The 26,982-nt window shown below is 53.3% G+C and carries 22 protein-coding genes; 12 read left to right on the top strand and 10 right to left on the bottom strand.

What is annotated here, in order from left to right; all coding sequences use genetic code 11:
* Positions 1 to 10: 10 nt before the first annotated feature.
* From VE954_RS01025 to VE954_RS00985, 9 genes are read right to left on the bottom strand one after another with little or no spacing between them, the layout of a single operon-like run.
* Positions 11 to 2,026 (bottom strand): adenylate/guanylate cyclase domain-containing protein, encoded by a 2,016-nt coding sequence (locus tag VE954_RS01025; RefSeq protein WP_324948727.1) that lies wholly within the window; start codon positions 2,024 to 2,026, stop codon positions 11 to 13.
* 19 nt (positions 2,027 to 2,045) lie between these two features.
* Positions 2,046 to 2,531 carry a chemotaxis protein CheX gene (locus VE954_RS01020; protein ID WP_324948725.1) on the bottom strand — a complete coding sequence of 162 codons (486 nt, stop codon included), beginning with the start codon at positions 2,529 to 2,531 and terminating at the stop codon, positions 2,046 to 2,048.
* Between the two features lies 1 nt (position 2,532).
* On the bottom strand, positions 2,533 to 2,922 hold the full coding sequence (locus VE954_RS01015) for a response regulator (RefSeq protein ID WP_324948723.1): 390 nt from the start codon (positions 2,920 to 2,922) through the stop codon (positions 2,533 to 2,535).
* Position 2,923: 1 nt separating this feature from the next.
* The gene (locus VE954_RS01010) at positions 2,924 to 3,418 is read right to left on the bottom strand and encodes a chemotaxis protein CheD (RefSeq protein ID WP_324948721.1); all 495 of its coding nucleotides are present in this window, start codon (positions 3,416 to 3,418) and stop codon (positions 2,924 to 2,926) included.
* On the bottom strand, positions 3,415 to 4,299 hold the full coding sequence (locus VE954_RS01005) for a protein-glutamate O-methyltransferase CheR (protein WP_324948719.1): 885 nt from the start codon (positions 4,297 to 4,299) through the stop codon (positions 3,415 to 3,417). The genes VE954_RS01010 and VE954_RS01005 overlap by 4 nt, the downstream gene beginning before the upstream one ends.
* An 11-nt stretch (positions 4,300 to 4,310) precedes the next feature.
* On the bottom strand, positions 4,311 to 4,835 hold the full coding sequence (locus VE954_RS01000; RefSeq protein WP_324948717.1) for a chemotaxis protein CheW: 525 nt from the start codon (positions 4,833 to 4,835) through the stop codon (positions 4,311 to 4,313).
* Between the two features lie 24 nt (positions 4,836 to 4,859).
* Complete coding sequence (locus VE954_RS00995; RefSeq protein WP_324948715.1) at positions 4,860 to 7,106, bottom strand: chemotaxis protein CheA; 2,247 nt, start codon at positions 7,104 to 7,106, stop codon at positions 4,860 to 4,862.
* 22 nt (positions 7,107 to 7,128) lie between these two features.
* Complete coding sequence (locus VE954_RS00990; RefSeq protein ID WP_324948713.1) at positions 7,129 to 9,024, bottom strand: HAMP domain-containing methyl-accepting chemotaxis protein; 1,896 nt, start codon at positions 9,022 to 9,024, stop codon at positions 7,129 to 7,131.
* Between the two features lie 3 nt (positions 9,025 to 9,027).
* Entirely contained in the window at positions 9,028 to 9,459 is a 432-nt protein-coding gene (locus VE954_RS00985) for a response regulator (protein WP_324948711.1), read from the bottom strand.
* A 514-nt stretch (positions 9,460 to 9,973) separates the two neighbouring features.
* On the opposite strand from VE954_RS00985, the gene VE954_RS00980 reads away from it, so the two are divergent.
* The 10 genes from VE954_RS00980 to ilvA all read left to right on the top strand — a co-directional run bounded on the left by VE954_RS00980 (position 9,974) and on the right by ilvA (position 22,003).
* Positions 9,974 to 10,597 (top strand): OmpA family protein, encoded by a 624-nt coding sequence (locus VE954_RS00980; RefSeq protein WP_324948709.1) that lies wholly within the window; start codon positions 9,974 to 9,976, stop codon positions 10,595 to 10,597.
* A gap of 13 nt (positions 10,598 to 10,610) precedes the next feature.
* Positions 10,611 to 11,672: an alpha/beta fold hydrolase gene (locus VE954_RS00975; protein ID WP_324948707.1), complete on the top strand. Its 1,062-nt coding sequence runs from the start codon at positions 10,611 to 10,613 to the stop codon at positions 11,670 to 11,672.
* A gap of 158 nt (positions 11,673 to 11,830) precedes the next feature.
* Complete coding sequence (locus VE954_RS00970; protein ID WP_324948705.1) at positions 11,831 to 12,241, top strand: hypothetical protein; 411 nt, start codon at positions 11,831 to 11,833, stop codon at positions 12,239 to 12,241.
* 130 nt (positions 12,242 to 12,371) lie between these two features.
* On the top strand, positions 12,372 to 13,418 hold the full coding sequence (locus tag VE954_RS00965) for a hypothetical protein (RefSeq protein WP_324948703.1): 1,047 nt from the start codon (positions 12,372 to 12,374) through the stop codon (positions 13,416 to 13,418).
* A gap of 233 nt (positions 13,419 to 13,651) precedes the next feature.
* Positions 13,652 to 15,319 carry a pyridoxal phosphate-dependent aminotransferase family protein gene (locus tag VE954_RS00960; protein WP_324948701.1) on the top strand — a complete coding sequence of 556 codons (1,668 nt, stop codon included), beginning with the start codon at positions 13,652 to 13,654 and terminating at the stop codon, positions 15,317 to 15,319.
* A 9-nt stretch (positions 15,320 to 15,328) separates the two neighbouring features.
* On the top strand, positions 15,329 to 17,224 hold the full coding sequence (locus tag VE954_RS00955; protein WP_324948699.1) for a sensor histidine kinase: 1,896 nt from the start codon (positions 15,329 to 15,331) through the stop codon (positions 17,222 to 17,224).
* Positions 17,212 to 18,588 carry a response regulator gene (locus VE954_RS00950; protein WP_324948698.1) on the top strand — a complete coding sequence of 459 codons (1,377 nt, stop codon included), beginning with the start codon at positions 17,212 to 17,214 and terminating at the stop codon, positions 18,586 to 18,588. Before VE954_RS00955 ends, VE954_RS00950 begins: the two co-directional genes overlap by 13 nt.
* Before the next feature lie 231 nt (positions 18,589 to 18,819).
* Positions 18,820 to 19,710: a HAMP domain-containing sensor histidine kinase gene (locus VE954_RS00945; protein WP_324948696.1), complete on the top strand. Its 891-nt coding sequence runs from the start codon at positions 18,820 to 18,822 to the stop codon at positions 19,708 to 19,710.
* Positions 19,703 to 20,323, top strand: coding sequence for a hypothetical protein (locus VE954_RS00940; RefSeq protein ID WP_324948694.1), 621 nt, complete (start codon positions 19,703 to 19,705; stop codon positions 20,321 to 20,323). The genes VE954_RS00945 and VE954_RS00940 overlap by 8 nt, the downstream gene beginning before the upstream one ends.
* Positions 20,324 to 20,494: 171 nt before the next feature.
* A complete protein-coding gene (gene ilvA, locus VE954_RS00935; RefSeq protein WP_324948692.1) occupies positions 20,495 to 22,003 on the top strand; it encodes a threonine ammonia-lyase, biosynthetic in 1,509 nt (502 codons plus the stop codon).
* Between the two features lie 49 nt (positions 22,004 to 22,052).
* Here the strand turns inward: ilvA and VE954_RS00930 are convergent, their stop codons facing one another.
* Entirely contained in the window at positions 22,053 to 23,720 is a 1,668-nt protein-coding gene (locus VE954_RS00930) for an SET domain-containing protein-lysine N-methyltransferase (protein WP_324948690.1), read from the bottom strand.
* Between the two features lie 185 nt (positions 23,721 to 23,905).
* Between VE954_RS00930 and VE954_RS00925 the strand changes: the two genes are divergently transcribed.
* The gene (locus VE954_RS00925) at positions 23,906 to 24,754 is read left to right on the top strand and encodes a lysophospholipid acyltransferase family protein (protein ID WP_324948688.1); all 849 of its coding nucleotides are present in this window, start codon (positions 23,906 to 23,908) and stop codon (positions 24,752 to 24,754) included.
* Positions 24,755 to 24,808: 54 nt separating this feature from the next.
* The gene (locus VE954_RS00920) at positions 24,809 to 26,902 is read left to right on the top strand and encodes a S9 family peptidase (RefSeq protein WP_324948686.1); all 2,094 of its coding nucleotides are present in this window, start codon (positions 24,809 to 24,811) and stop codon (positions 26,900 to 26,902) included.
* Positions 26,903 to 26,982 lie beyond the last annotated feature (80 nt).

Here is a 26,982-nt window from a genome sequence, read left to right as displayed (position 1 = left end):
ATACTCCAGCTCATCCGGTCTTTTTTTCCAAGGGTAAAATCCCTGGACGCCAGGGCGCGAGTTCATAAAGGACTTGGGACCCGGCAATCCCTTTCAATTGATAAGACCCGTGACTTCGTCGCGCCTGCATTGGGAGATGACGCGCCATCTCTTCAGTTACGAGCATGGTATTGGGTTCAGCCGCATTCTGAATCCGCGAAGCCAGGTTCACGGTATCACCGATAGCCGTATAGTCACTTCGCATGGGACCACCGAAGCTGCCGACAACCGCTGGCCCACTATGCATGCCCATACGCATCTGCAGCACGGACCAGCCCTGCGACTGCCAGAAGGTGTTCAGGCTCTCCAGAGCCTCCAGCATGCGGGTGGCACAACGCCAGGCAGCCTCGGCCTGGAGGGAGGGTTCCATAGGCTCAGGAGCCCCAAAGAGGATCAGGACACCATCCCCTAAAAATTTATCGATGGTGCCATTGTGCTCAAATACCGTTTCCGTCATCTGCACCAAAAAACTATTAAGAACGACAGCCGTTCGTTCCGGTCCCTGCTGCACCGAAATCTGCGTAAAGTTGCAGAGATCAGCGAAGAGCACAGTAATCTCAAGAGATTTGGCTTTCTCATCCAAGGTACGTTTGCCGGCGACAATATCGGACACCACCCGGGGCGGCAGGAACCGGCGCAGAACATTTTCGGCAATATAACGGTTCATGTCCGTGAGCTTTGCCGTTTGTTTCTGCACCTCTTCCTGCAAATGGCTCGAAAGATACTCTGACTTTTCCAAAGCATCCGCAAATCGTTGCGCAGTCAACTGCAGCTGGAGGGAAATCCAGATGGCACTCCCATAGCCGGATATATTCAGCGGCAGATAATCAATAACGCGATAGACCACCAGCATTTCCAGCACCATGCCGCTGAACGCAAACAGGACACCGATCAGGTGCGGCCACACATGGTCGGCTCTCTTGCACAGAGCACGGATCAGGAAATAGATGATCAAAGCTACCGAACCCAGGCCAAGCATCAGGAAGATTCCAGCGTAGTTGGTCCAGAAATGAACGGGTGTCAGAAGCTGAATCAGCAGGGCTCCCGCACTCAGGACACCCATCATGCGTTCGAGGCGGCGCGGCAGATGTCCATTTGGTAAAAAATCTTTCAGGCTTTTCAGCGACAGATAAGGGACAAGATACCCCGCCCCATAAATAAAGAGATTCTCCAGACGCCAAAGCCAGGGTGAGGAACCGGCGTCCGTGGACGCGGCGTGATACAGAAATGCAATCCGCAGACCGAGCAGCAGGGCCCCGAGTGCCACATAGAGCGCGGTCTTTTCCTGACGACGGCGCCAGGCAAAACTTGCCCCGTAAAAACTGACAAACAACAGAATGCCTAAAATGAAGGCATAAGACTGCTCCTGTTGGGCGAGTAATTCCTGAAATTCAGCCGTCGGACCGAGACGTGGCGGCAACCACATACCGGCCCAGGTGTGATGAAAGCTACTGACCTGCAGCATGATGATCAGTTCTGAACAGGGAGAGATTGCGGCCAGAGGCGCCAGACGCTGAATGGCAAAGGTGGAAAGTTTTGGAGTGCTGCTGGTCAGGCTCGCACCAACCTGACCCAGATCCAAGGTTAATGGCCGATGGGGTTGATTGCGACAGAAGACCTGGCTTTTGGCACTGCTGTAATAAAGACCGTGAAAGAGAGCGAGATCCGCAAGGTTCTGCGGATGATGCAGCCGCAGGATGTAAGTTCCGTAACGGGGCGCATCGGCGCGATCCTGGATGGACACTCCGGCTCCAAGGACCCGAATCGACTCGGCATCGTGGACTAAACTATGTTCGAATTCATGAGGTTCCATGAAGCGGCCTGACAGATAAAGCCACTGGCCGTCCAGATTCAAGTGCTGCGCTTGATCCCAAAGGGCCAAATCGAAACGCCCTGGCATCGGCGCGGCACAAAGCAGTCCTGAGACCCACCAGCACATGCTGATGAGCACACCCAGGTAACCCTGTTGCCAGAGGCTTCTATGCATGCCTTCAACCCATCATGGCTCATGCGGCTTGACCCTTTTTAAACGCCAGTTCCAATTCGATGGACCCCTCATTCAGTGCATAGGTCTGACGAACCAAAACATCCGGATCACGCGGCCTGGCCGTTTCCATAAAAATCGTTTGAGGAATACCCAAATCAAACGAGCTCGAGTTGTCCACCAGATGTGCCAGAATCCGTCCGCTGATCGTATTCACGAGTTCGCAAAGACCATCCTGGACCGAGGCATCACCCATGGGATCACTCCCACCGAGCATGGAACTTACCAGGCTTATCGCCAATTCACGTCCGATCATGAGGCGAATGGAGCCCGCATAAGGCTGTTTGACTTCAAGCGTCGTGACGTAAAAAGGCGCTGATAACGGCTCAACGCGAGCGGCCGCGACCGGCACCGCTTCCGTAAAGGCCAACGTTTCCAAGGTATCCTGAACCGCGTTGTTCAAGGCCGTGATGCTTGCGTTCACAAGATTGTCCTGATGTATTGCCATATCACATGCCCAACTGAGTTTTAAGATTGGTGAGAGTCTGTGCAATCTGGGGCAGATGCAGAGGCTTGGCCAGAATCCCTGCCACCTGCAACGGCACCAGCTCGGCTTCCCGCGCTGCATTCTGGGTCGACGTGATGACCAGGACCGGAATATGCTTCAAATCCTTGTCCGCGCGCATGTCGCGCAGCATGGAAATACCATCCTTCACGGGCATATTGATGTCGGTGATCACAAGGGCAAGCTTCGGATGGCTGCGCATCATATCCAGTCCTTCCTGGCCCTGGCTGGCTTCCAAAAAGTGACAGCCTGCAAACCCTGCTATCTCAAAACATTGTTTGATAAACATGCGTGCTGTTCTGGAGTCATCAATGATCAGGATAGTTTTTTCCATATTAGATCTCCCAAACGCCTTTTCTAGGACACGTGATGACGATATGCCCGGATTCCTGGTGCACCTCGACTGTACGGCTGTGGTCGCCACCGACATCTTCAGCCATCGGCGCCAGTCGAGACTGCCAGAGGCACTTCTTCAACGCCAGAACATTGCGTTTCCCTATATTGAATAGGCCTTCCCCATCCATGATGTTGGAGCCACCGACCAGTTTCACAATAAAGCCCTGCCCACGGGGATCACAGCCGAGCCTGGCCATACGCGCCAGCAGAGCCGTGACCGCAGTATCGGCAAAATATCCGGGCATAGCCAACGCCTTGACAGCATCGGTGCTGGATTCGGGCAAAGCCACATGCGCCATGCCGATGGCTTTTGTTAGGGGATCCATCATAATCAGAGCCACGCAGGAACCCAGGGCCATGGTCTTCAAACGCGCGCCGGGCGTCCTGGTTCCATCCAGGTTCCCGACACCCAGCATGATGGGTTTCTCGCTCATGCCGTCAGTCTCCTTTGATAAACAGCGGGAACGAGGTTTTTAAAGGGCGTACTGCCGGAGTTTATCGCTTCCGAGTGGCCCACGAAAAGATAGCCGCCGGGCTCCAGACAGTTGTGGAGCCGTTGCAGAAGATTCAGTCGGGTGTTCGCATCAAAGTAAATCATCACATTGCGGCAAAAAATAATTTGAAACGGTTTAAAAGGAAACGTGCCATTCATCAGATTAAAACGACGAAACATGATTTCTTGACGAAGGCGTTCCTGGACCTGATAGGAACCATCCGCCTGCAGGCGAAAGTAGCTGCGCAAATAGTCCTGAGGGATATCCTGGACGCGATCGGCGGAATAAATACCCTGGGTGGCCTGCTGCAGGACTTTGGCCGAAATATCGGTCGCCAATAGCCCCGCATCCAAAGCCGTATATTGGAGACCAAGGGTTTTCATGACACTCATCTGAATCGTGTAGGCTTCCTCACCACTGGCGCAGGCAGCACACCATATGCGTAAATCCCGGCGGCGTTGCTGCTGCAAACGTTCCATGACATCGGCCAGGACTTTTTGCTGAAGAAACTGGAAATGGCTGTTTTCGCGAAAGAACGACGTATGATTGGTTGAGATCTGATTCACCAGCTCGGACAGCATCGCACCGGTTCGATCGTTGAGAAGCATATCCAGATAGATGGAGAAACTGGGGATCTGCCGGCGGTGTAGAGTGGACTGCAGGCGCCCCACAACCAGGCCGCGCTTGTCATCCGTCAGGCAGATGCCGAAATTATCATAAACCAGTTTGGAAATGGCTCGAAAGTCAGGATCGGACAGCCTCATCGCACCCGTCTCGAGGGAGTCAGCTGCCTCGGTCAACTGTTCAAGCGCAGTTTTCAAATCATGACCCCTTAGGCTGTAAGGAGCTGGGCAACAGCTTCCGTTTCCGTACCATAGAGCAATTTGCTCACATCGAGGATGATGCGAACCTCATCGCCGACTTTGCCAATGCCCCGGACATACCGCGCACTTTCACTGTGAGCCACACGAGGCGGCTCGCAAACCGACGATTCAGGGATGCTTGTCACTTCATTCACAGAGTCCACCACAAGGCCGATCGGATTGTCATCGTAGTTCACCACGATCACGCACGTTCTCTCGTTATACTCCTTGGGAGGCATGCGAAAGCGTGTGCGAATGTCCATGACGGGAATCACCTGACCGCGCAGATTGATCACGCCCTTGATAAAGTCAGGCATATCGGGCACAGCCGCGATCTTTTGTATGCCTACGATTTCGGTCACATACTGAATCTCAATGCCATAATCCTCTTCATGGACGCGAAATGCCAGATAGCGGCCTTTCATGCTGTCCTCTTCCTCTTCATCCCATTCGCTATCCTGAAGCTCACGCTCGTTGGTTTTTTTGCTGACCATGGATCCTCCCTTCCTGATTGAGGTTTAGGCTGCTGCTTTGGTCACGTAATCCTGATAGGTCCTGCCCAGGCATTCACTGATACCGCCAACATCCAGGATTAAACTCACCTCCCCCGTTCCGAGGATGGTGCAGCCGCTGATCGCACGCGATCTTTTGTAGTTGGTCGGCAGGGCTTTGATCACAGTCTGCTGCTGACCGAGAATTTCATCCACGTGCAAGGCCAGCGTTTGCTGATTCGCTTCCACCAGAACGACCAGAGCATCTTCGGGCAGGGGCGGACAGTCCGCGTGACCAAAAAGCTGCGCCAGCTGCACGATCGGAATAAACTGCGAGCGAACTTCGACCATGCAAAGGCCATCCGGCCCCACGGTGACCCGATCCGGACTTAATCGAATGGACTCCTGGATCAAAAGCAGTGGCAACGTATACTTCGTCTGGCCCACACGCACGAGCATTCCGTCGATGATGGCCAGGGTCAAAGGTATTTCAAAGATAATCGAGGTGCCTTGGCCCGGAAGGGATTCGATGCGCACACGACCTTTGATTTTCTCAATATTCTTGCGCACCACGTCCATGCCCACGCCACGACCGGATATATCCGTCACCTGCTCCGCGGTCGAGAAACCAGGTTCGAAGATATAATTGAACACCTCGGCGTCGGTAAGGGTGGCTTCCCTTTCAATACCCGGCAGGTTGCGCTCCCGAGCCCGCTTCAGGATTCTATCGCGTCTCAAACCACCGCCATCATCCTTAATGATGATCCAGATCTCACTTTCCTCGTGCCGCGCCTCGAGAGAGATGGTGCCCACCTCTTCCTTGCCCGCGTCTTTGCGAGTCTCGGGCATTTCCAGGCCGTGATCAATGGCGTTGCGAACACAATGGACCAAAGGATCGGCAATCTGTTCGATCACCGTCTTGTCCACTTCCGTGTCTTCACCCTTAAGGACGAGCCGAGCTTTCTTCCCCATTTTTTGGGTCGTATCATGGACCAGTCGGGTCATCTTCCGAAACGTTTGGGCCACAGGCACCATGCGAACCGACATCGAAACATCCTGCAGCTCCAAGGTGGTCCTGCGCAGGTGATAAAACGCCCGCTCCAGCTGCTCGTTTTCAATGCCTGCATCGGCAAGGCTGCCGCTGACCATGGCTTCAGCGATCACCAGCTCGCCGACGAGGTTCATCAAAATATCAAGCTTCTTGAGATCCACGCGAATGTCATTGCGCACGGGATTCAGATGCGGGGCCAGACCTTCGGCCTGGTTGCCGCTTTTCACGCGTTTGTCTTCTGGCGCCTCGATAGGACGGCGTTTCTTCTCATGACCGGGTATCGCCGATTCCATATAAGCAATGAGTTGCGCACGCTCCTCGATCGTGTCATCACCACTTTGACCTACGCGGAATAAAGTGCTTTTAATCGCATCCACGGTACGGAGCAGACACTCGGTAGCACCTTGAGTGATGAGGTCGGGATGAATTTTCAATCGCTCCAAATGCCCTTCCAGAGCATGCGAAACTTCGGAGAGATCCTGAAAGCCCATAAAGCCACAGTTCCCCTTGAAACTGTGTATGCGACGGAAAGCTTCCTCGACCTGCTCAATCAGTTCGTGACCTTTGACAGTGGACAAGGCCAGGAGACTGGCTTCCACTTTCTGCAGGGTCTCATCAGACTCCTGCAAAAAAGAAGTGCGCATGGCATCCGTGATGCGAAAGGCCGGCGGGGTCGCCACAGCCGGTGGGGTCGCCAGGGCAGGCGCGGGAATCGGATCGTCCACAAACACATAAAAACCGGATGAAACTTCCTCCATAGCCGGTCGCCCGTCGGCCCCAGGGCCTTCGCGATCGATCAAAGCGCTTTCGAGTTTCATCATCAGATCCATCACATCACCCTGGGTGTGGGGATCCATATCGATTTTTTCTTTTTGAATGTGACTCAGCAGAATTCGGAAAAGATCTATCGACTGCTGGCACAGTTCCAAACGCGCGCGGTCGAGTTTGATGAGGCCTTTCCGAATGGCATCCAGCAGATTTTCCGTTTTGTGAGCCAGCGCCGCAATGTTTTTAAAACCCAAGGAACCGGCGCCCCCCTTCACCGTGTGAATGAGGCGAAAGATATTATTCATTAATGAATCGCAGGTTGCCGCGGAAACTGCTTCATTGCTGGTGGCATCGGCCAACTCGATGAGCTGAAGTTCCAGCTCGTCGAGAAAGTCGCTGCTCTCCGCAATAAACGTTTCTGCCAGTTCCTGTGATGCCAGATAGTCTCGATCCACAGCCGACCCCCTCAACCGGGTTTTACGCCCGATACTTGCCAAAATCCTGGTCATCCAAAGCTACAGGCTTGGAATTCGTGTCACTCGAGGCCTGAGCGGGAGCATGACCGCGTCCCCAATCCGAGCCAGCAGGTGTGGTGGCGGAACGCATGGCAATCACTCGGCCTTGCTGCGACGCAGACCCCATGCGATCAAAACCGAGGCGATCATCACCCAGGCGGAAATAAGCCAGACTCCGTTTCAGCTCCTGCGATTGCCCGGCCAACTCTTCCGCGGCCGAGGCCGTTTCCTCAGCACTGGCTGTCGTGGTTTGCGTCACCTTGTTGATCTGGTTGATACCCGACGCGATCTGACCAATAGCCGAAGCCTGTTCACGGCTGGCATCCGCAATTTGTTTGACTGTGGAGGCCACTGCCAGCGAACCCTCGACAATGTCTTTGAAGGAATCAGCCGTCTTGCGTGCTTCACTCAATCCACCCTCGACCTTGCGCGAGGATGATTCGATCAGCTCGGTGGTTTCCTTGGCGGCTTTCGCGCTGCGTCCCGCCAGGTTTCTGACTTCATCGGCGACCACCGCGAAGCCTTTGCCGTGCCGTCCCGCACGGGCTGCTTCCACAGCGGCATTCAAGGCCAGAAGGTTGGTCTGGAAGGCGATATCATCGATGACTTTGATGATCTTGGAAATTTCAAGACTCGACTGATTGATGTCGTTCATGGCCTTCAAGGTGACTTCAATCTGGCGGTTGCCTTGCTCCGCGGATTTTTGAGCGCGTTGCGCGGTTTCACTGGCCATGATCGCCGAGTCAGCATTGTTTTTAATTTTTGAACTGATTTCGGTGACGGAACTCGTTATCTCTTCGACAGCCGCGGCCTGTTCCGTCGCGCCTTGCGAAAGGCTCTGGCTGGCGCTGGACACCTGCTCGGATCCGGCTGAGACCTGGTTGGCGGCAAGGTTCGCTCGAGTGATAACTTCCTTCAGAACATTGGTCATGGTCTGGAAGGATTTTCCCAAACGGTCACGGTCCGACAACAGGACGATCTCTTTCGTCAGATCCCCTGCTGCGATGGCTTCAGCCTGGTTGGCTTTATCATTCAGGCCTTTGACCATCGTGCGGATATCGTTGTAAACACCGTAATTGATGCTGGCGTTGAGCTGCAGATCAGTGTCGCCAGTCGACACGGCTTTGACCACGTCTGAAATTTCCGAAGGATCAACACCCAGTAGGCGGAGAGTCGAGCGGGCTATATTGAAACCGATATAAATGGAGCCACCCAATGCGCCCAAAGCCACGAAAATCATCGCAATGCGGAAAACATTGACTGTATTCTCGGCATCTCCAGCAAATATCTTGGCCTGACTTACGGCGCGATCGGTCAAGGCAACCATGGTTATTGTATTGTCGTCATAAGGCTTGCCGGTGGCATGCTGCGCCTCATAAATTTCGTTTTGAAGTTTTTGGTAGATATCGGGGGTTTTTTCCCGGGTTCCGTCCCGAATCATTTGTTCTTTCCTGGACCACAGTGGTTCAACAAACCTTTGCAGACGGTCCCACTCCCCAAGTTCCTGCTTCAACTTTTTAAGGAGAATCATCGACTGGGGGTCATCCTCGATCGCTTCATAGTCAGCCAGCGCCTTGTTCATTTCCCTGTAATTGAAATCGTATTCCTTTCGTAGGCGATTGCTGTCATCAAGGGTCAGATCGGGCTGCATGAGTCCACGCGCCATGGACCGCACTTCCGTTTGGGTTTGGTTGGCTCGCCAGATCATATCCAATGAAGGAACGCTTCGGCTTTGCAGCGTATCCAAGGCATCGACGGCCCGCGTCATGGCAAAAATCCCTAGACCACCCACAATCAACGAAAAAAATGCGGATACCATAAAGCTGACCAGTAGCTTCTGCTTTAAATGCATGGACATCGTTCAAGCCTCCATTTTCCGTCGGGCAAATTCTTTGATCGTATGATTGCAGCGATCCAGGTGAACCCTGGCATCGGTTAAAGCTTCCTGTATGCATTGCTGTGTAACCGGCTTGCGAATGACAATGCGGGCCCCGAGATCAAGGCAACGACCGGCTATCACCATATTGTCCGCACCTGTGATCACATAGACCTGGATGCCCTGCTTAAGTGCCATGCAATGACGCAGCACATCGTCGCCATACATGCCAGGCATATTGATATCGACCAGCACAATGGGAATGCGATCCTGAGCGATAGCCTCCAAAGCCTCCTGAGGCGATTCGAAGCTCAACGGCTTCACCCAGGTAAACACAGCACAGAGTTGCTCGAGGATCTGGCGATGAAACGGGTCATCATCAAGTATGGCGACCTTGTAAGGAAGTGGCGTTATCATGCGAGGTGAACTCCAGAAGGCATCATCGATCATTCCATGGTCTTGGAGCTTGATGAAAAAAACCGCGTTGTTTTCATCCGGCTGTTGAAACTTTGACAGTGTTCGGTAGGCGAAATAATGACTTGAATACGGCTACCAGTATGATTTTGTGCACTTTTCCATAAACCGCTAAAGTGAGAGCCTTTTTCGCTCTACTATTTTTTTTTGAGTTGTTCACAAGGCAAAATTACGCGGATTTTTCAGACTGTTAAACCTCACATTTATCACTCCAATAGACTAAATAATTCTACTAAATGGTGCCTTATGAACCCAGGCCAGCGCCGCGCTCCCAGGTCACTGCCGCCTGGGACTTTCGGTTATAGACATCACTGGGCACCCCTGAATAGGACGCCGTAACATGCGTCCAACACAGGAGATTGAAAGGAATTTTTTGCACACTTTAGCGCGTTGTGAAGTTTGCAATCAAAAATTCCGATAAAGTACGAAAGGCTCTCGTCACCGAAAGGCACTTTTTATGATGACTCGTATGCGACAGCTTGGGTTATGTGCAGCACTCCTGTTGAGTGTTCTGCCAGCATGTACCGTGACAGATGCTCAAAATCCCGAAGATATCCTGTCCGAAGATGACCTCGACGCACCCGCAGCGCCTGCCGTGGCGGATGAACCGGTCGTCGAAGACAAAGCTCAACCAGCATTGGCTCCTGAAGCGACGAATATTATCACCGCGGTTGATGATGACGTCGTGGACTATGCAATCGCGGATTATAAGAGCTTCGATCCTTCAGGCATTATTGTGCACTTTGAATTCGACGATGCGCGGCTGAGTGAAGTCACGATAGCGGCCTTGAATAAAATCGTCGCTGGCATGAAAAAAGATCCCCTGGCCCGCGTGTCCGTGCGCGGCCATGCGGACAAACAGGGGACAGAGGGTTATAATAAGACCTTGAGCAGCCGTCGCGCCAAAGTCATCGAGGATTATCTCATCCAGCATGGAATCGAAAGGGATCGTCTGAATCCTGTTTCCATGGGTGAAAGCGATCCCATCGAGGACGGTAACACCGTTACGGTCTTCAAAAAGAATCGTCGCGGCGACTTTACGATCAACTACGGACCTTCAGCGTTTGGCAAAGCCCCTTGATCGTGGATGAGGCATGTGGTTTCGATGGTTGATGATTCTTCTGAGTTTCCTGTCTGAAGCGCTGATCGCTGCGGATCGTGAAGCTATTTTTCCAAATTGGGCGAAAAAGGAACTGGTTCCCTGGTTTAACAGCCAGCCGGACCAGTTTTTCACGTCCGCTGTGGTCACACCGCAGCCGGTTATTCTGCGCTATAAATCATTTTTGAAGAACACGGCCCGAGGCCAAATCGTGCTGGTCCATGGCTATGGCGAGCGCAGTGAAAAGTTCATGGAGCTGGCTTACGACTTTTATCAGGCTGACTACAATGTGTTTGTCTATGATCAAAGGGGCTTTGGGCGCTCCACTCGTTTGAACCCCGAGGGCAAGGATTCCATTTATGTGGAAAGCTTTGACCACTACGCCAGGGACCTCGAACAATTTCTGGTGCAGGTGGTGCGAGCGCCCGGTTCGCAACCCACATTCCTCTTCGCTCATTCCATGGGTGGGCTTGTCACCACGCTTTTGCTTCATGCCCGCCCCGATCTGGTGAAGGCCGCCGTACTTTCCGCGCCTATGTTCACCATTCCCACCCGCGGCGTGCCACGTACCATGGCGACCCTCATGACCCGGATTGCGGATCAGCTCGGATTTGGGTCAAGCTACGCGTTTGGTCAGGTCGGCCCACGCCGGCCGGAATACACGGCAAGTTCAGGAACTCTGTCACGACCGCGCTGGCAGTTCTATGCTGATTTTTATAGCAGCCCTGAGGAGTGGCCAAGGTCCCTGGGAGGCGCTTCCTTCCGATGGCTGCATGAAGCCCTGCGCGGGACAGAATTGGTGGATCATGACGAATGGGCCGCTCAGGTCCAAACACCGATTCTCCTCTTCCAGGCGGAACACGAGACGTTTGTGGGATCGGAAGGGCAGGATGCGTTCTGTCTTCGAGCCGCACAGTGCCGCAAAATCTTCGTTCCGGGAACCCGACACGAAATTTATCGGGAACAGGACGCCGCGCGTGCACCCTATTTGCTCACCATCTGGCAATTTCTGGAAGAACACGCCGGGTCTGGTCGGAATCCGGCCACCCATCACTGACTTTTTCGGACAAGACCCCCATAAATCGAGCCAAAATGGCCAGATTTAGGCTCAAATGCGGCCATAAATGCCGAAAATGGAGCGGAACGCTTTCTGCAAAAGAGGAAAACGCTGGTCACAAAGATCGGCACTATTTCCCCGCACAAGGAGTTCGCATCATGTCTGGCCTCGCATCTGAATTACTTCCCCATTGTCGCTTATCCTCGGAAGACAAGGATCTGGAAGTCATGAACCTTGCGATCATCTCCCAGGCACCGAACGGTGCTGCTGCATTCCGCGGCCTGTATGAACTGCATAAAAGTTTGTATCGCCCCATGTCCTTCGGTTACATCATGAGGCGCACAGGCATTACGTCCAAGGGTTACCTGTCGCATGTGATGAATGGTGATCGACGTTTGAATGCCCGTTACCATAATGCAATCTGTGAGCTGTTCAAACTCAAACCCGAGGCCAGTCAACTCCTGCGCGAGATCTGGCAACGTGATGAAGCCGCCCAGCGCGACCGTCGCGCCGCGCAAAATGCGGCTCACTTCAAGCGCCCTGCACCTGTTTTAAGCCAGGCGATCTGATCATAGGATCCGTCGCTTTCTTAATTTGTTATTCTCTGTCGTCATGGCTCTGAGCCCTTTGGGTTCAGGGCTTTTTTCATCAACGGTTTTCTGCAATACTGAAGAGGTTCCATCACTTAAAGGATAAGCCATGCAATGGATTGTCTGGTTCATGGCGGCCTATGTCTGCCTTTTCGCGGCTCAGCCAGCCTCCGCCGCGGTTTTGCGCAAAAAATCGGGGCGAGCCATCATTTTGGGGTTTTCCCGAACCGAGCTTGAAAATTACGGCGTCGGGCAATATATCCTGATCGAGAACTTCGAAAAAAATCAATGGACGGGACTCATCAAAAAAATATACCGGGTGAATCGCGTCCGTATCACATTGATCGATGATGATGCTGAAGACATGGAAGTCGGTGAAACATTCCGCATCAAACCCGGCGAAGCGCCTCGCTCTGTTGGCCGTCCTGATTTCGATCCGACCGAATTTCAACCGACCGATGATGACGGAGACAAACTCGATGAGCCCGGTCCGGCATCCGAAACAAAAGCCGCGCCTGCACCCAGTCTGGTGGAACGCACCGTTCCACACGAAGCCGAACGCGATCGCCTGGTGCTCGCGGCGGGATTGGTGACGCGTTACTATATCGTTCCTGCCGGTAAAGCTGAGGGCGATTTGCATGGGACGGGCACCCAGATTCAAGGCACTTATTTGCTGCATAACGGCCTCGGTTTTCATCTGGGTATACGGCGTGAGGATATGGTTTACTCCGGGGTGGATCAGTTTTCCGATTATGATGCTTCGGTTCTTATGTATTTCACGGGCTTCTCCTACAGCTGGCAGCTGCCGCGTTGGACCCTGAGCGCCGGGTATCGATATTTGATTCAGGCCAAGGGTGAAGGTTCCCTCCAGGACACCATCGTCGGCGCGGATCAAAGGCCGGTTTCGGTTCTGGTTCGAGGCGTCGGCGAGATGCGGGCGAATGATCTGGTGCTGGTCGCCTCCTATAACTGGGATCATGTGAGCCTCTTTGCGGAAGGCACCATCAGTCTGCAGGCTCGCTACACAACCAAATATCGTTGGCAGCTCAGTGCCGATGGCCCCAATGGGACCGAAGTCCTGCAGGAGTACCGGACCGAAAGCTCATTCCCCATGCAGGTCGAAGGGCTCACGGTCGGCATCAGCCTTTCGCATTAATGCACTCAGTTTGAGCAGCAACCCCGTCGGGCCTGGCGAAATTCTTACCTCGACCCGACGAAAAAAGCCGTTTGGTCCAAGGTCCACTCTCACTCATTAGCTGCGTGCATCCGCGCCCTTCCTTCTGACGCTTTCTAGCGACAGTCGCCTTTGCAATTAATACCTGACCCAATTCTGCCGAGGCGGAAAGAGGGAGGCCGAATGCAGTGAAGTCGGCCCGATGGGGGAATCTTATGACCAATTTAGCCAATTCCATTCGTCACACCAGGTTTCGCGTCCAGCAGGGTGGAGACCTCACGCTCACTTTACAGTCGAGTTCGGGGGCAACCCATCGATTGAAAGTGCTCAATTGCTCCCTCCTGGGACTGGGTGCCACGACGGATGTCTCGCTTTCTTCGGATGAAGGCTTTTTCGAAGGCAGCGTTCTGCCTCCAGCCAAGCTTTCCTGGGGTGAAAAGAGCGCTTACCTAGGGCGGTTGGTTTTGCGAGCGATTCGCTCGGAAAACAACAGCTATTTCTATGGCTTTCAAACCATCGATAACAAGGTTCCCATCGATGGTCCTCTGAGCCAGGTCCTGACGATGACCGAGAGCGCCTATGAATTTGAATTGGATCCCGACAAATTCAGCCTGGCATCGTTTTTGAGTTCAGAGAGCTCCAACGTGGATCTCTTTGCCCGCTGTCGCCAGTTTTCATTTCTATATAGAAAGTGGAAGGAAACACCGAAGTATCAATATCATAGCTTGCGGCAACCTTCGAAAGGCCCAAGAGTCTTGCTGGACATGCCTCGCAAGCATGGTCGTAATGATTATCTGATGCTCTGTTCCAATGATTATCTGGGACTGTCGAGTCATCCCAAAGTTATCGAAGCCGCCAAGCAGGCTCTGGATCAATATGGGTTCGGTTCCACAGGCTCACCGATGACAACGGGCAATACACGCGTTCATGATGAGCTGGCTCATGAGCTGGCCCGCATGTTCGGCAAGGAAAAGGCCCTGCTCTTTAATTCTGGTTATACGGCCAATGTTGGAATTATTACAGGATTGACAGCCGAACAGGATTTGGTCATTGCCGATGTGCTGACCCATGCTTCCATTCAGGATGGCATGCGCATGAGTTCAGCAACGTCAAGATTCTTCAAACACAATCAGCCCAAGCATTTGGAGAAGATGCTGATCGACGAGAGAAATCAGTACGTCGGCTGCCTCGTCGTCACGGAAGGTGTCTTTTCCATGGATGGCGATGTAGCTCCGATCGATCAGATCAGTGCCCTCGCTCGCCGGTATAACGGTCGACTGATGGTGGATGAAGCTCATTCGTTCGGAGTGGTTGGCCCAGGCGGTATGGGAGCGGCAGCTCGGAGCGGCGTCCTGCCCGCAGTGGATGTGGTCATGGGCACCTTCTCGAAAATCTGCGGTGGCATCGGTGCCTTTGCTGCTGGTTCCGCCGAGATGGTGGACTGGCTTTATCATTTCGCCAGGCCTCACATTTTTTCTGTATCCATTCCGCCAAGTACGGCCGCAGCAGCCCTGGCAGCGCTCCGCATCTTTATGAATGAAAAAGAACTTGTGACTAATTTAAAGGATAATATCAGCCACTTCGTGCGTGGTCTGAAGCATCTCGGGTTTAGCATAGATCCGCATCACGAAAGTTCAGTAATTCCTGTTATCATCGGAGATGAAAAAAAGCTCAGTATCATGAATGCGCACTTGCGGGATGAGGGTATCTTTGCGGTCCCCATCGTTTATCCTGCAGTGAGTCGCAGCAGCTGTCGGTTCCGGTTTACGTTGATGTCTCAGCATACACGCTCCGATTTGGATTTTGTATTAACCACCTTGGAAGCGGCGATGCGCAAGGCCGATTTTTCTCCCGATCAGTTGACTCTTCCCTTGGTGGCCTAGGAGGTTTGAATGACTTTGTCCGAGTTCGCAGTCTCGGTGCTCATGAGCCTGACGTCCCTTCTGGGCGTTGGGTCGCTGCCTTCGTTGTCGGAGCAGTCGAGCCAGTGGACTGTCGAACAAACCTGGCAGGAAAGCCAGGGCGTTTATAAGCTGGAAGCCAGCAGCGAGGCAGCCCCACAGGCTTGCAACGCCAACCCCGAAGGTTTCATAGAATTTCCCATGATTATTCATGGCGCTCATGAGGCCCTGTTGGATGGCAAGCGCGTGGAATTTTTTGGTGATCCCACATTCGCCACAGCGCGTTCCTTTTATGGGACGATGATCGTCGCCTGCAAAACCATGCTCGGCGGTAAAAAGCTGACCTGGCGAGCCTATTCTTACAGCCAGTATTTTGCCCGAGTGTCTTTCTGGCCAAGATTCCAGGCGGAATCTCCCAACATCAATTTCTATCAGGAAACTTTGAACGCGGTCGCATCAGGCGGTCTTTTGATGCTGGCGCTGATCAGTTTCTTCGTCTTCTGGGGTCAGGTGCCCCATCTCCTGACCCTGTCCCTGGTCGGCACGGGAGCAGCATTCGCAGCTTATTTCATAGCGACCACGCCCTCGCCTTTCAATCTGCACTACTCCATGCTGGAACTGCATAAGCTGGCCGATTTTTCCCTGTGGACGGGGACGCTGCTTCTCTTCAATACCTTCCGTGTGATTGGACTGTTTGGCTTTCGCGCACTGACCATTTACTGCGCGCACGTGATCGTGGCCGTCCTTATCATAGCCCTGGGGACCACGGGCGACGTGATTCAGCTTGGGACAACGATTCCATTCGGAACATTCTTCGGCGTCATGGGCATGGGCTTCTATAACCTGATGCAGAGGTCCCGCCGTCAGGGCATCAACCGCACGCTCGTCCTTCAAATTTTGAGTTTGAGCTCGTTCATTTTTATCTCGGGCAACGATGTCCTGGTCGTTCTCGGGCTGGTGCATGGACCTGTGCTGCTCTCGATCGGTGTCCTATGTGGAGTGACATTCCTGGCCCTGGATGTGCATGAGCGCATCACGGAAGCCTATCGGGAGCGTGACTATCTGCGGCATCATCTGGAAGATGAAGTTATTAAAAAGACCGCGGAAATATCGGCTAAAACGGAAGCCCTGGAAGAAGCTCTGAATTCTCTGCGCATGGCCCAGGCGGATTTGATTCAATCGTCAAAGATGGCCTCGCTCGGTATGGTGGCCGCAGGCATAGCCCACGAAATCAACAATTCGCTGAACTATGTGAACGGGGCTATCACTCCCTTGCGTCGCCTGTTTCAAAAGAGTGCCCACTTTGAATACAATGAGCAGGCCGGGAAGCTTCTGAACACAATGCAGGAAGGCCTGCGGCTCACCTTTGAAATCATGAACAGTCTGCGTACCTACTCGGGATTGAATCATGCCAGCATGCGTGAACATCGTGTCATCGATCTCGTTCGATCGACCATGGCTATTCTCAATAACCGCGTGCCCCAGGGTGTAACGGTTGAAATCAATGTTCCCGATGATCTGGAAATTGCCGTGAACGGCGCATCGATCAACCAGGTGCTCATGAACCTTGTCATCAACGCCTTGGATGCCATCGGTGACCGCGGCTTGATTCAAATCACAGCCGAAGCCGCCCAGGACGCGGTGCAATTGAAAATTCACGACGACGGCCCTGGTGTGCCCGACGATATACGCGACAAGGTCTTTGATCCTTTCTTCACGACCAAAGATGTCGGTAAGGGAACCGGATTGGGTCTGCACATCTCCCGCAAGGAAGTGGTTCGCCACGGGGGATCGCTCCTTTTGGATCCGCATACACGCTGCGGCTCGACCTTCACCATCACGCTTCCCAAGAGTCCACAGGGAGGCGCTCCAGCATGCAGCCCGTGATCATATATGTGGATGATGAAGCCAATAACCTCACAGTTTTCGATGCGATCTGTGCGGCGAGTTGGTCCGTTCACTGTTTTGACAATCCCTTGGCGGCGCTGGCCCGTATGAAGGAATTGGATCCCTGGGTGATTGTCACGGATCAAAGAATGCCGGGGATGAAGGGCGTGGAATTTCTGGCCCTGGCGGCTCAACTTGTGCCGCTGGCGGTTCGTATCATTGTCACGGGATACTCGGATGAAGATTTGGTCATCAGTTCGGTAAACAAGGCCCAGGTCTTCGATTACATCAAAAAACCCTGGGAACCCGAGCTCCTCGAACAATCCCTGCAGCGAGCCATCGATTTTTATCGAGTCAATCGCCAGAAAGAGGAAGTGCTGGCCGACCTGGCTAATAAGCGTCAGGAGCTGGAACGCCAAGCCATGGACCTCGAAAAGGCCCGACTGGAATTGGAATTGGCCCGTCACCGCGAATCCGAAATGCGGCGCGAGCTGGAGTGCTGGGTGCCACCCTTCGTGCTGTGGGCCTTACAGAATCCGCAGCTGAAATTCCCCATCCGTCGCGATCTGGTCGGCATTACCTTTGATATCGTCGGATCCAGCCGCATTCATGGGCTCACCATTGAAGGCAAACCGCTGCGAGCGGCCGTGATTCAGCTCTTTTCCGAATCCATCATGCGGCACGGTGGATTCCGTGAATCCCATTCCGGGGACTCGGCTTATGCGCATTTTGGTTTGATGGATGGCATTCGGGGTTATGGCGAAGCCGCGCTGGCAGCAGCCCGGGAATTCCGAGTGGCCTTGCGCGGCTTGAACAAGGTCTATCATGTGGATCTCGAATGCGGGATTGCCTTGCATGCAGCCCATGACGCTGTTGTGGATGTGCATACCGTGCATCTGAAGACACCAGCCGGTGATGTGACGCAAAAATCATTTGATACCACATCCAATGAAATCGATCTTTTGCACCGCATTGAAAAATTGGTGCATCGTCTGCCTGGCTCCAATATCATCATGACCGAAAGCTTTCTGGAGCACTTGACCACAATACCTGACGAGTTGATCTATCTGGGTTCGCGGCAGTTTGCGGGTCAGGCGCGCCCTGTGAAGCTCTACTTGATTCGCAGTGATCTGCTGTCTGCGGAAGAACTGCGGAATTTCATTCGCGATGAATTTCCGATTGAACCCTTGACCCTGCCCCACCCTCAGCGCATTGCCGAACGGGCGTTGACCTTGCATCAAAAAACCAGGTCGCACACTCAATACGGAGATTGGCAAGGTTCCATCCTTCATCGTCCCTTGCGCATCATCCGACGAACATCCCTGCCCCTTCGTCACGCTGTTCGTCAGTTGAAAGCATCATAACAGGCCGGCTGGCCAGCTCAACCATATCCTCAGACCCATCCTCTCAAACTGTCCAAAAGCATGTATTTATCAACTTCATGTTTATGTCCATTCATTTGGCCTTGGTTTTTAATATGCATGAACCTGCGGTAATTCCCGACAAATGAAGACTTTTCTGCGCTTGTGCTTTTGGACAGCGTCACGCATTCTTCCTTTAGAAACATTCCATTGAATCGCAAAAGAGACTTATCCATGCCCGACGTGCCTGGCCTTCTGCTGAAATTTAGGAATTTCGCGGATTCCATTCTGTCACGTAAAAAAAAGCCCCAGGACCTGCGGTGTTCCTGCCGCAAAATAGCCAAGTCCCTTGGACTGGAGTCACTGGATACGATGGTTGGCGGCGTGAGCCATGAAGTCAACAATCCTCTGGCCATCGCCATGGGCTTATTGATCCAGTATGAAAGGCTGGCTCAAAGCGATCCTACCCCCGCCGATTTCATGCTGCTGCAAAATAAGTTGGATCAAGCCCTGCAGCGTATACGTTACGTCGTCGATGGGCTTAAATCCTTTTCACAGGGGCAATTGGATGAAGCCATCCAGGAAAAAAATATCGGAAGTCTTTGCCGGCAGCTCCTGATCTTGAACCAGAATCGCCTTCAAGGTTCACGTGTCTCCGTCCAGATTATCGATGCCACTTACAATATGTGCATTCAATGCCGTCCGCATCAGCTCCTCAGGACTTTGCAAGGACTGCTCGACAATGCACTGGAAGCCACCGCGCATCAGGACCAGCCTGATGTCACGATCAAGATTTTTCGTGAAGACACGCGTGTGGTTCTGCAGGTCATTGATAACGGTCACGGGATCCCTGTCCACCTTCGGCCTCGCATCTTCGAACCTTTTTTCTCCACCAAATCTTTCAAGGTTGGCCAAGGCTTAACGCTGGCCACGGCAAAAGGTTTGATTGAGGCGCAAGGTGGGCAGATGAGCTACGAGTCGCCCACGATCGGCAGCTGTTTTACGATTCGCATGCCCTGTGACCTTGAATTTCCAGGAGACGCTCATGTTTCGCTCTTTGCGCCTATATATCGATCAATTTCTCTTTGGAAGAAGGCAAAAAAAACGACTGCAGCTCTTGGCTGATTTTGCCAACGGTATGGCCCGGGATCTCGACCAACCCTTGCGGTCTTTGGAACGCTTTGCCAATGACATGCGTGCCATCACCGGATCAGACCAGCTCGCCGATGCCATGCCCCGAATCCAGTCTGCCCATCGAGCCGTGCTCGACATTTCTCAAAGCACCCAGCGTTATCGTTTGATTGCTTCAGGTCCCGGGATTGAGGATGATCAGCCGATTCCCGTCCGCGAACTGATCGACTTTGTCCTGCTCTTTCCCTCGTGCCAGGGCCACCTCAGTCGTGGCCGCACTCTGACTTCAGGCTGTGATCAGGCTCAGACGCTCCCCCATGCCGTGGGCCGACTCGTGATTCTGGTCCTCTGCTCGACCTTGAATCGCATCGAAGGTCCTCTGCAGGGTCGCCTTCATGCGCTTGGTTTTGAAGTGCAGCATGCAACCTGGATGTTTACGCTGGTTTTCTTTGTCCACAATCATCAGCGTCTCCAGCTTGATATCCAGGAACTGCTGGCCGATTTAAAAGGCACCTTGCAGTCCGCCCGCGGCAGTTTCATGTTGCAGCTGCCGGATGGCGGCCAGGGACCGGCGACCTTGATCCTGCGTCTGCCTCAGGATTTTTAACCGCATGTTTTGACGCCAATTTGACCATTCATACTTTCCTCACCAAACGGTAGCGTTTTCCAACCCTGCCGTAGGCTTTCAAGCGTCAAAACGCAGTGAGTTCGGGAAAGCCCTTCCCTGGACCTCACCTCCCCTGTGCTAGGATGGGCCCAGTTCAACCCGAGGCCCACCATGGAACAATCGCTGTTTAAAGAGATTCTCAAAGCTCGCGTTTACGATGTTGCCAGGCATACAGTGTTGGAAGCGGCGCCCCAGCTATCAACCGCATGGGGTAATTCCATTTACATCAAGCGCGAAGATCTACAGCCGATTTTTTCTTTCAAGATTCGTGGCGCCTACAATCGCATAGCGGCCATTCCCAAGGACGAGCGCAGCCGCGGCGTCATCTGTGCCTCGGCAGGCAATCACGGCCAGGGCGTGGCCCTTTCCGCGCGCAGACTGGGTATGCCCGCCTGGGTGGTGATGCCAACGACGACCCCGGATATTAAAATCAAAGCCGTCGCCCGCTTCGGGGCCGAGATTGTGTTGGCTGGTGATCATTACTCGCAGGCCTATGATCATTGCCTTCAGCTGGTGGAAAAGCTGGGGGCGCAGATGATTCATCCGTTTGATGATCCTTTGGTCATCGCGGGTCAGGGAACCGTGGGCAAGGAAATCATCGAGGACTGCCCGGAAGTCGATTATGTCTTTGTTCCCGTCGGCGGCGGCGGCCTGCTCGCTGGCCTGGCCATTTATATCAAGAGCCTCAATCCCGCCGTGAAAATTTACGGGGTAGAACCTCTGGACAGCGATGCCATGGCTCGCTCCGTCCAGCAGAACGAACGTGTGGTGTTGGATCAGGTCGGGGTCTTTGCCGATGGCGTGGCCGTGCGGCAGGTCGGAACCCATACCCTTGCCATTGCTCAAGACTATGTGGATGGTTTCATTCAGGTCTCGACCGATGAAATCTGTTCCGCGATCCAGGATATTTATAGCGAAACGAGAACGATTGTGGAACCCGCTGGCGCTTTATCCTGGGCGGGGGCCAAGGCCTTTATCCGGCAGCATGCCTTGAAGGAAAAGCATATCGTAACGATCAACTCCGGCGCGAATATGAACTTTCAACGCCTGCAGTTTGTAGCGGAACGAGCCATGACCGGCGCCGGGCGCGAGTGCCTTCTGGCCATTCGTTTATTGGAAAGGCCGGGCGCGCTGAAAGAATTTTGCACGCAGATTCTGGCCGGTAAAGCCATTACGGAGTTTAATTATCGGACCAATGGAACACCAGAGGCCTATATCTTTCTGGGACTTTCCGTTCATGGAATCGATGACCAGGAGCGCCTGCTCATTCGATTACGGGACGAGGGCTATCGGGTGGAAGACCTGACTGAAAACGAGCTGGCCAAGGAACACGTGCGGCACATGGTGGGTGGGCGTGCCCCGCAAGCCATTGAAGAGGAACTTTACAGCTTCGTCTTTCCCGAGCGGCCGCGGGCCCTGGCCGATTTCCTGGCCGTGATCAGCGATCGCTGGAATATTTCGCTCTTTCATTATCGATCCCACGGCGCCGATTATGGACGCGTGCTCATCGCTTTTGAAGTGCGAAGGGACGAACGCCTGGACTTCGAAGGTCATTTGCAGCGAATCAATTATCCATTTACCAGGGAAACGGATAATCCGGCTTATCGACTCCTGCTTTAGTTTTTCTGCAGGCATGGGGCGGGATCTCTCCCGCCACCCCTGGTCTGACCTAGATCAGCCATTCCTTGGGCAGACCCTTCAAGCAATGGTCACTGGCCATGCTTGCACCATAGGCTCCACCCGGGAAAAAGGCGAGGAAGTCACCTTCAGCCATGGGCGGCAGGGAGCAGGAGCGGGCAAAAATATCGTTGGCTTCATTGATATTACCGGCCACCACATAATGAGCGTCGATTTCTGCCGTGGGTTGTGTCACAGCAATGATTTCCTGCGGAATGCTGTAATGGGCGGCATAAACGTTCACATTATGCCCACAGTCCACGCCAATCCAAGGTTGTTGAAAGCGCTGCTCGAGCGTGTTGATTTCGGTGACCAGCAATCCTGATGAAGCGACGACATAGGTCCCTGATTCACACGCAATCTGCAATCCCAAGGGCGCCAGGTGGGTTTTTATGAGTTCAGCCCACGACCCTATGGCCAGGGGCAAATCCTGCGATGCCTGTTTCCAGCAAAGGCCGCCTCCAATGTTAATCGTCTTGAGAGTGGGCAGATCACGAGCCAGCTCAGCCACCTGGCTGAACACATGGGCCAACAGTCCAGCAATTTTCTGCTGCAAGCCCCAACCCACATGAACGTGGAGTGTATCGACGACAAGTCCGGCGTCCTGCGCGAAAACATAAGCCTCGAGGCCCTGAGCCAGCGAAAACCCAAACTTGCTATTGCCATACGAGAGCTTGGGATTGTCGCCATATCCAAGAGCAATCCCAGGATCAAGTCGAAGACCGACGTTAGGATTTCGTCCGGGAGTCGCTGCCCAACGCCTTAAGGCCGAAAAGGTGTCGAGATTGAGATGAATTCCATATTCAGCGAAGAGCTTCAAATCCTTGCGTGACGGCATGCTGCAGGTGACGGAAATTTCATCGGCTCGAAAGCCTGACTGCAACGCCAGAGCCACCTCGCGTGGTGAGCTGGCATCAATGCCAACATCCTTCTCGGCCCGCACCAGAGCAAGAATGGGACCAAATCGATTGGCTTTCATTGCATAATGCATGCGATACGCCGAGCCGGTCGATTGCAAGGCACTCCGCAATTCCCCAAGACGCTTGCGGATGGTTTTTCCTGAGTAAACGTAAAGCGGCGTCCCATGTTCCTGAGCCAGTTCCAACACCGGCTTTCCATCGAGCAAAAGTCCACGCTCGTCTTCAGCGAGTTCATCCTTCATCCACCAGGGCTGTAGCGGAATCAGGCGACGCAGATAGGGCAAAGCCAGATCCGCCAGCTGGAGTTTCTGATCCATGGACAGATGCCGAAAGCCCTGAACGGAACCGTGACACTCATCCGAGCCGCACTGACATTGGAAAGGCGAGGCCATTTCCCACTCGCTGCTCAGATAGTTAAAGGTCACCTCTTCGCCTTTTTTGATCGGCTTGACCGCGATGATTTCCAAGGTTTCGGCTACGAAACGGGCATTGGGGTCACAGCTGTGGTTCAAAAATGCGCCGAGGTTCCCCTCGGTCACGAGATGCTTTCGGTTATCCACCTGTATGGTGTACCTGGTTGGATATTCGACGAACTCGGCTTCAAAAATCGCCAGCCGATCACCAATCACAAAATTTTGTGCTGCAAACACCCCCAACCCGTGGCTCTTGTTTTCCACGAGCAGACTTGGGTTGAAGCCTACGGTTTTATGGGTCGCCGACGATACTCCGGTCCTGTTCATCAGGTGTCCTTTAAGAGAATGGTGCATGGAATGGGAACATGTAATCACCAGTCTCGCCTTTCGTCAAATCCTCGTCCATGCAAATTCCACAAAGGTAACCTCTGGGTTTTTTTACTGGACAAGAGGGACCTAAAAGCTTTATGGGTAAAAGATATAACTCCCCCATGACTGATAAGGACTTAAGCGTGGAACACGTTCTCACCGCTTTGGCTCAAAGCCTCAGCCGGCTGCCGGATCGTATTTTAGTCAGTCTGGCCCATTTTATCACCCTGATTGTCTTCGACGGGTTGCGTATCCGTCGATCACTGATGCTTCGCAATATCGATACGGCCTTCGGCAGCAGCAAGTCGGCTCAGGAAAAAGAGCAGATTGCCCGTCAGTCGATTTTCAACTTTATCTTGAGCATTTTTGAAACCATGATTTCGATTCGCAAACCCATTGCCGAACGGATCGAGGTTCGTGGTGGCGAACACCTGCGTGCGGCACTGGCGGAAGGCCGAGGCGTCTATATCCTCTGCTTCCATCTCGGCAACTGGGAGGCCATGGGAGCCAAGGTCACCCGGGCCTTTAAACCCGCTTACGTCGTGGTGAAAAAAGTGGGAGGCAAAGGCACCAATCGCTTTGTCGAGCGCCTGCGTTTCAAAAATGGCTTTTATTGGATCCGGCGCGAGCGTGCGGGCGATGGCATGCGTGGCATCCGTGAAGTCCTGGACCGTGGCGAGATCGTCGGCTTTGTCATCGATCAAGCCCGCCCTGGCGAACCCCGACTGCCATTCTTTGGGACGCCAGCCAAGACCAATACCAGTTTTGCCGCGATCTGGGCCCGACGTCCCGCCCCCGTCGTTCCGGGCTATATGCATCGCACGGCGTTCGGTGAGCATGTGATGGAATTCGAGCCGGCGTTGAATCTGGTCACCAGCGACAACCGCAGTGACGACATTCTGCAGCATTCTGAGCTGTTTAACCGCGTCGTGGAAGGCGCAGTCCGCAAATACCCAGAACACTATTTTTGGCTGCACAACCGCTGGAAATAATACCTGTCCTATGCTAGCAATGGCAGCTGGTTTTTGACAGGAAAGGTCAATGCGATGTTGCTTCGTCTCTCACTCCTCTTGACGTCTATTGGGTTCACTTCAAGCTTGGGCCTGGCGATGGCTCCACCGAAGACGGTGCGCCTGGAAAAAAAGCTGGAAAAGCATGGTGACGTTCGCGTCGATCCCTATCTGTGGCTTCACGATCGCCAGAATCCCAAAGTCATTCAGCACCTCAAAGACGAAAATGCTTATACAGAATTTGTCCTGAAGGACACGGAAAAACTTCAGACAAAACTTTATGAGGAAATCAAAGGCCGGATTGAAAAAAATGATCAATCCGCACCTTACTCGCATCACGGCTATGCCTATTACACACGCACCGAAGGCGAGGGCGAATATCCGATCTATTGCCGACGCAAAGGCGCCATGGAAGGGCCTGAAGAGATCCTGGTGAATGGCAACGTCCGCGCCCGGGGCAACAAATACTTTGCCATGACCGCACCGTCGCTCAGTCCTGACGAACGCTACATGGCCTATGCCGTCGACACCCAGGGTCGCCGCTTCTACACCATCGAGGTGTACGATCGGAAAACCGGCAAGCGGGTTTTGAGTCTTGAAAAAACCAAAGGCAATTTTGAATGGGCCGAGGACAGCAAGACCCTGGTTTACGCACGGCAGGACCCCACGACCCTGCGCTCCTATCAGATCCTGCGTCGCACTCTCGGCGACCTTAAAAGTGAGCTGATCCATGAGGAAAAGGACAACACCTTCGAACTCTCGATCAGCAAGAGTCTGAGTGAGCGCCTGCTCTTTATCAATGCGACCAGCACCACGACCTCGGAAGTTCGGTTTCTCCCCACGGATAAGGTGAAGAGCACACCTACTCTGGTGCAGCAACGGGTGCGAGGCCTGGAATACTCCGTTGAAGACGGCGGGGACCGCCTGATCATTTTAACCAACTCGAACGCGCAAAATTTCCAGGTCATGGAAACCACCCGTGATAAGCCTGGGATGGCCCATTGGAAAACCCTGGTCGCTCATAGTCCCCAGATTTTAATCGAGGGCCTGGAAGTTTTTGATAGTCATATCGTCCTGAACCAACGTGAAGGCGGTCTCAGCCGTTTGCGTATTTTAAGCCGGAAGGATGGATCCGTCCGTGACATCCCCTTCCAGGAGGCCGCTTATGTGGTGTCGCCTTACATCAACGCTGAATATGATACCAAGGATTATCTTTACGCCTACCAATCGTTGACCAGGCCCAATACGGTCTACGCCTGGGATTTTGCTGCCCAGCAGAGTCGGGAAATCAAGCAAACCAAGGTCAATAACTATGACCCCAATGCCTATGCGACCGAACGCGTCATGGTCAAAGCTCGCGACGGCGTTGACGTCCCCGTGTCACTTGTATATAAAAAAGGTCTGCAAAAAAACGGCAAGAATCCGGCCCTGATCTATGGCTACGGCTCCTATGGATTTTCCATGGAACCATCCTTTCGTTCGGCTCGCGCCAGTCTTCTGGATCGCGGTTTTGTGTTTGCCATCGCTCATATCCGTGGTGGTTCGGAAATGGGACGCGCCTGGTATGAAAGCGGCAAACTTTTGAACAAGAAAAATACCTTCCACGATTTTATCGACTGCAGCCAATGGCTCATCGATCAGGGCTTCACCTCGCCCGATCACCTTTACGCCATGGGCGGCAGCGCGGGCGGTCTTTTGATGGGCACGATCATCAACCTAAGGCCTGACCTCTATAAAGGCGTGATTGCGCAGGTGCCCTTTGTCGACGTCGTCAGCTCGATGCTGGATGAAACCATTCCTCTGACGACCGGCGAATACGATGAGTGGGGCGATCCTCGTAAAAAAGAATTCTATGATTACATGAAATCCTATTCACCTTACGACAACGTCAAGGATCAAAAGTATCCGCATATGCTGGTCACCACGGGTCTGCATGATTCGCAGGTTCAATACTGGGAACCGGCAAAGTGGGTTGCGAAGCTGCGTGATCACAATAAAGCTCCGACATCCATACTCCTGCGTACTAATCTGACAGCAGGACATGGCGGCGCTTCCGGACGTTTCGCAGTGATCAAGGAAGTCGCTCAGGAATATGCCTTCATGTTAAAGCTTGAAGGCCTGACTCTCTAGGTTCCTGCTCAAAACGTAAGACATCTTTCCCTTTCCTGGCCACATATCCCTGCCCAGTCCGCCGATAAATCATCCGTATG

This window comes from Oligoflexus sp. (genome assembly GCF_035638955.1).
Classification (GTDB): Bacteria; Bdellovibrionota_B; Oligoflexia; order Oligoflexales; family Oligoflexaceae; genus Oligoflexus.
The sequence above is the reverse complement of the archived record's forward strand: the minus strand, read 5'-3'. Positions and strand labels throughout refer to the sequence as shown.

Excerpts from the sequence above, each read along its gene's own strand:
- VE954_RS01025 (WP_324948727.1), bottom strand. The coding sequence starts at position 2,026 with ATGCATAGAAGCCTCTGGCAACAGGGTTACCTGGGTGTGCTCATCAGC.
- VE954_RS01020 (WP_324948725.1), bottom strand. The coding sequence starts at position 2,531 with ATGGCAATACATCAGGACAATCTTGTGAACGCAAGCATCACGGCCTTG.
- VE954_RS01015 (WP_324948723.1), bottom strand. The coding sequence starts at position 2,922 with ATGGAAAAAACTATCCTGATCATTGATGACTCCAGAACAGCACGCATG.
- VE954_RS01010 (WP_324948721.1), bottom strand. The coding sequence starts at position 3,418 with ATGAGCGAGAAACCCATCATGCTGGGTGTCGGGAACCTGGATGGAACC.
- VE954_RS01000 (WP_324948717.1), bottom strand. The coding sequence starts at position 4,835 with ATGGTCAGCAAAAAAACCAACGAGCGTGAGCTTCAGGATAGCGAATGG.
- VE954_RS00990 (WP_324948713.1), bottom strand. The coding sequence starts at position 9,024 with ATGTCCATGCATTTAAAGCAGAAGCTACTGGTCAGCTTTATGGTATCC.
- VE954_RS00985 (WP_324948711.1), bottom strand. The coding sequence starts at position 9,459 with ATGATAACGCCACTTCCTTACAAGGTCGCCATACTTGATGATGACCCG.
- VE954_RS00980 (WP_324948709.1), top strand. The coding sequence starts at position 9,974 with ATGATGACTCGTATGCGACAGCTTGGGTTATGTGCAGCACTCCTGTTG.
- VE954_RS00975 (WP_324948707.1), top strand. The coding sequence starts at position 10,611 with ATGTGGTTTCGATGGTTGATGATTCTTCTGAGTTTCCTGTCTGAAGCG.
- VE954_RS00970 (WP_324948705.1), top strand. The coding sequence starts at position 11,831 with ATGTCTGGCCTCGCATCTGAATTACTTCCCCATTGTCGCTTATCCTCG.
- VE954_RS00965 (WP_324948703.1), top strand. The coding sequence starts at position 12,372 with ATGCAATGGATTGTCTGGTTCATGGCGGCCTATGTCTGCCTTTTCGCG.
- VE954_RS00960 (WP_324948701.1), top strand. The coding sequence starts at position 13,652 with ATGACCAATTTAGCCAATTCCATTCGTCACACCAGGTTTCGCGTCCAG.
- VE954_RS00955 (WP_324948699.1), top strand. The coding sequence starts at position 15,329 with ATGACTTTGTCCGAGTTCGCAGTCTCGGTGCTCATGAGCCTGACGTCC.
- VE954_RS00950 (WP_324948698.1), top strand. The coding sequence starts at position 17,212 with ATGCAGCCCGTGATCATATATGTGGATGATGAAGCCAATAACCTCACA.
- VE954_RS00945 (WP_324948696.1), top strand. The coding sequence starts at position 18,820 with ATGCCCGACGTGCCTGGCCTTCTGCTGAAATTTAGGAATTTCGCGGAT.
- ilvA (WP_324948692.1), top strand. The coding sequence starts at position 20,495 with ATGGAACAATCGCTGTTTAAAGAGATTCTCAAAGCTCGCGTTTACGAT.
- VE954_RS00930 (WP_324948690.1), bottom strand. The coding sequence starts at position 23,720 with ATGAACAGGACCGGAGTATCGTCGGCGACCCATAAAACCGTAGGCTTC.
- VE954_RS00920 (WP_324948686.1), top strand. The coding sequence starts at position 24,809 with ATGTTGCTTCGTCTCTCACTCCTCTTGACGTCTATTGGGTTCACTTCA.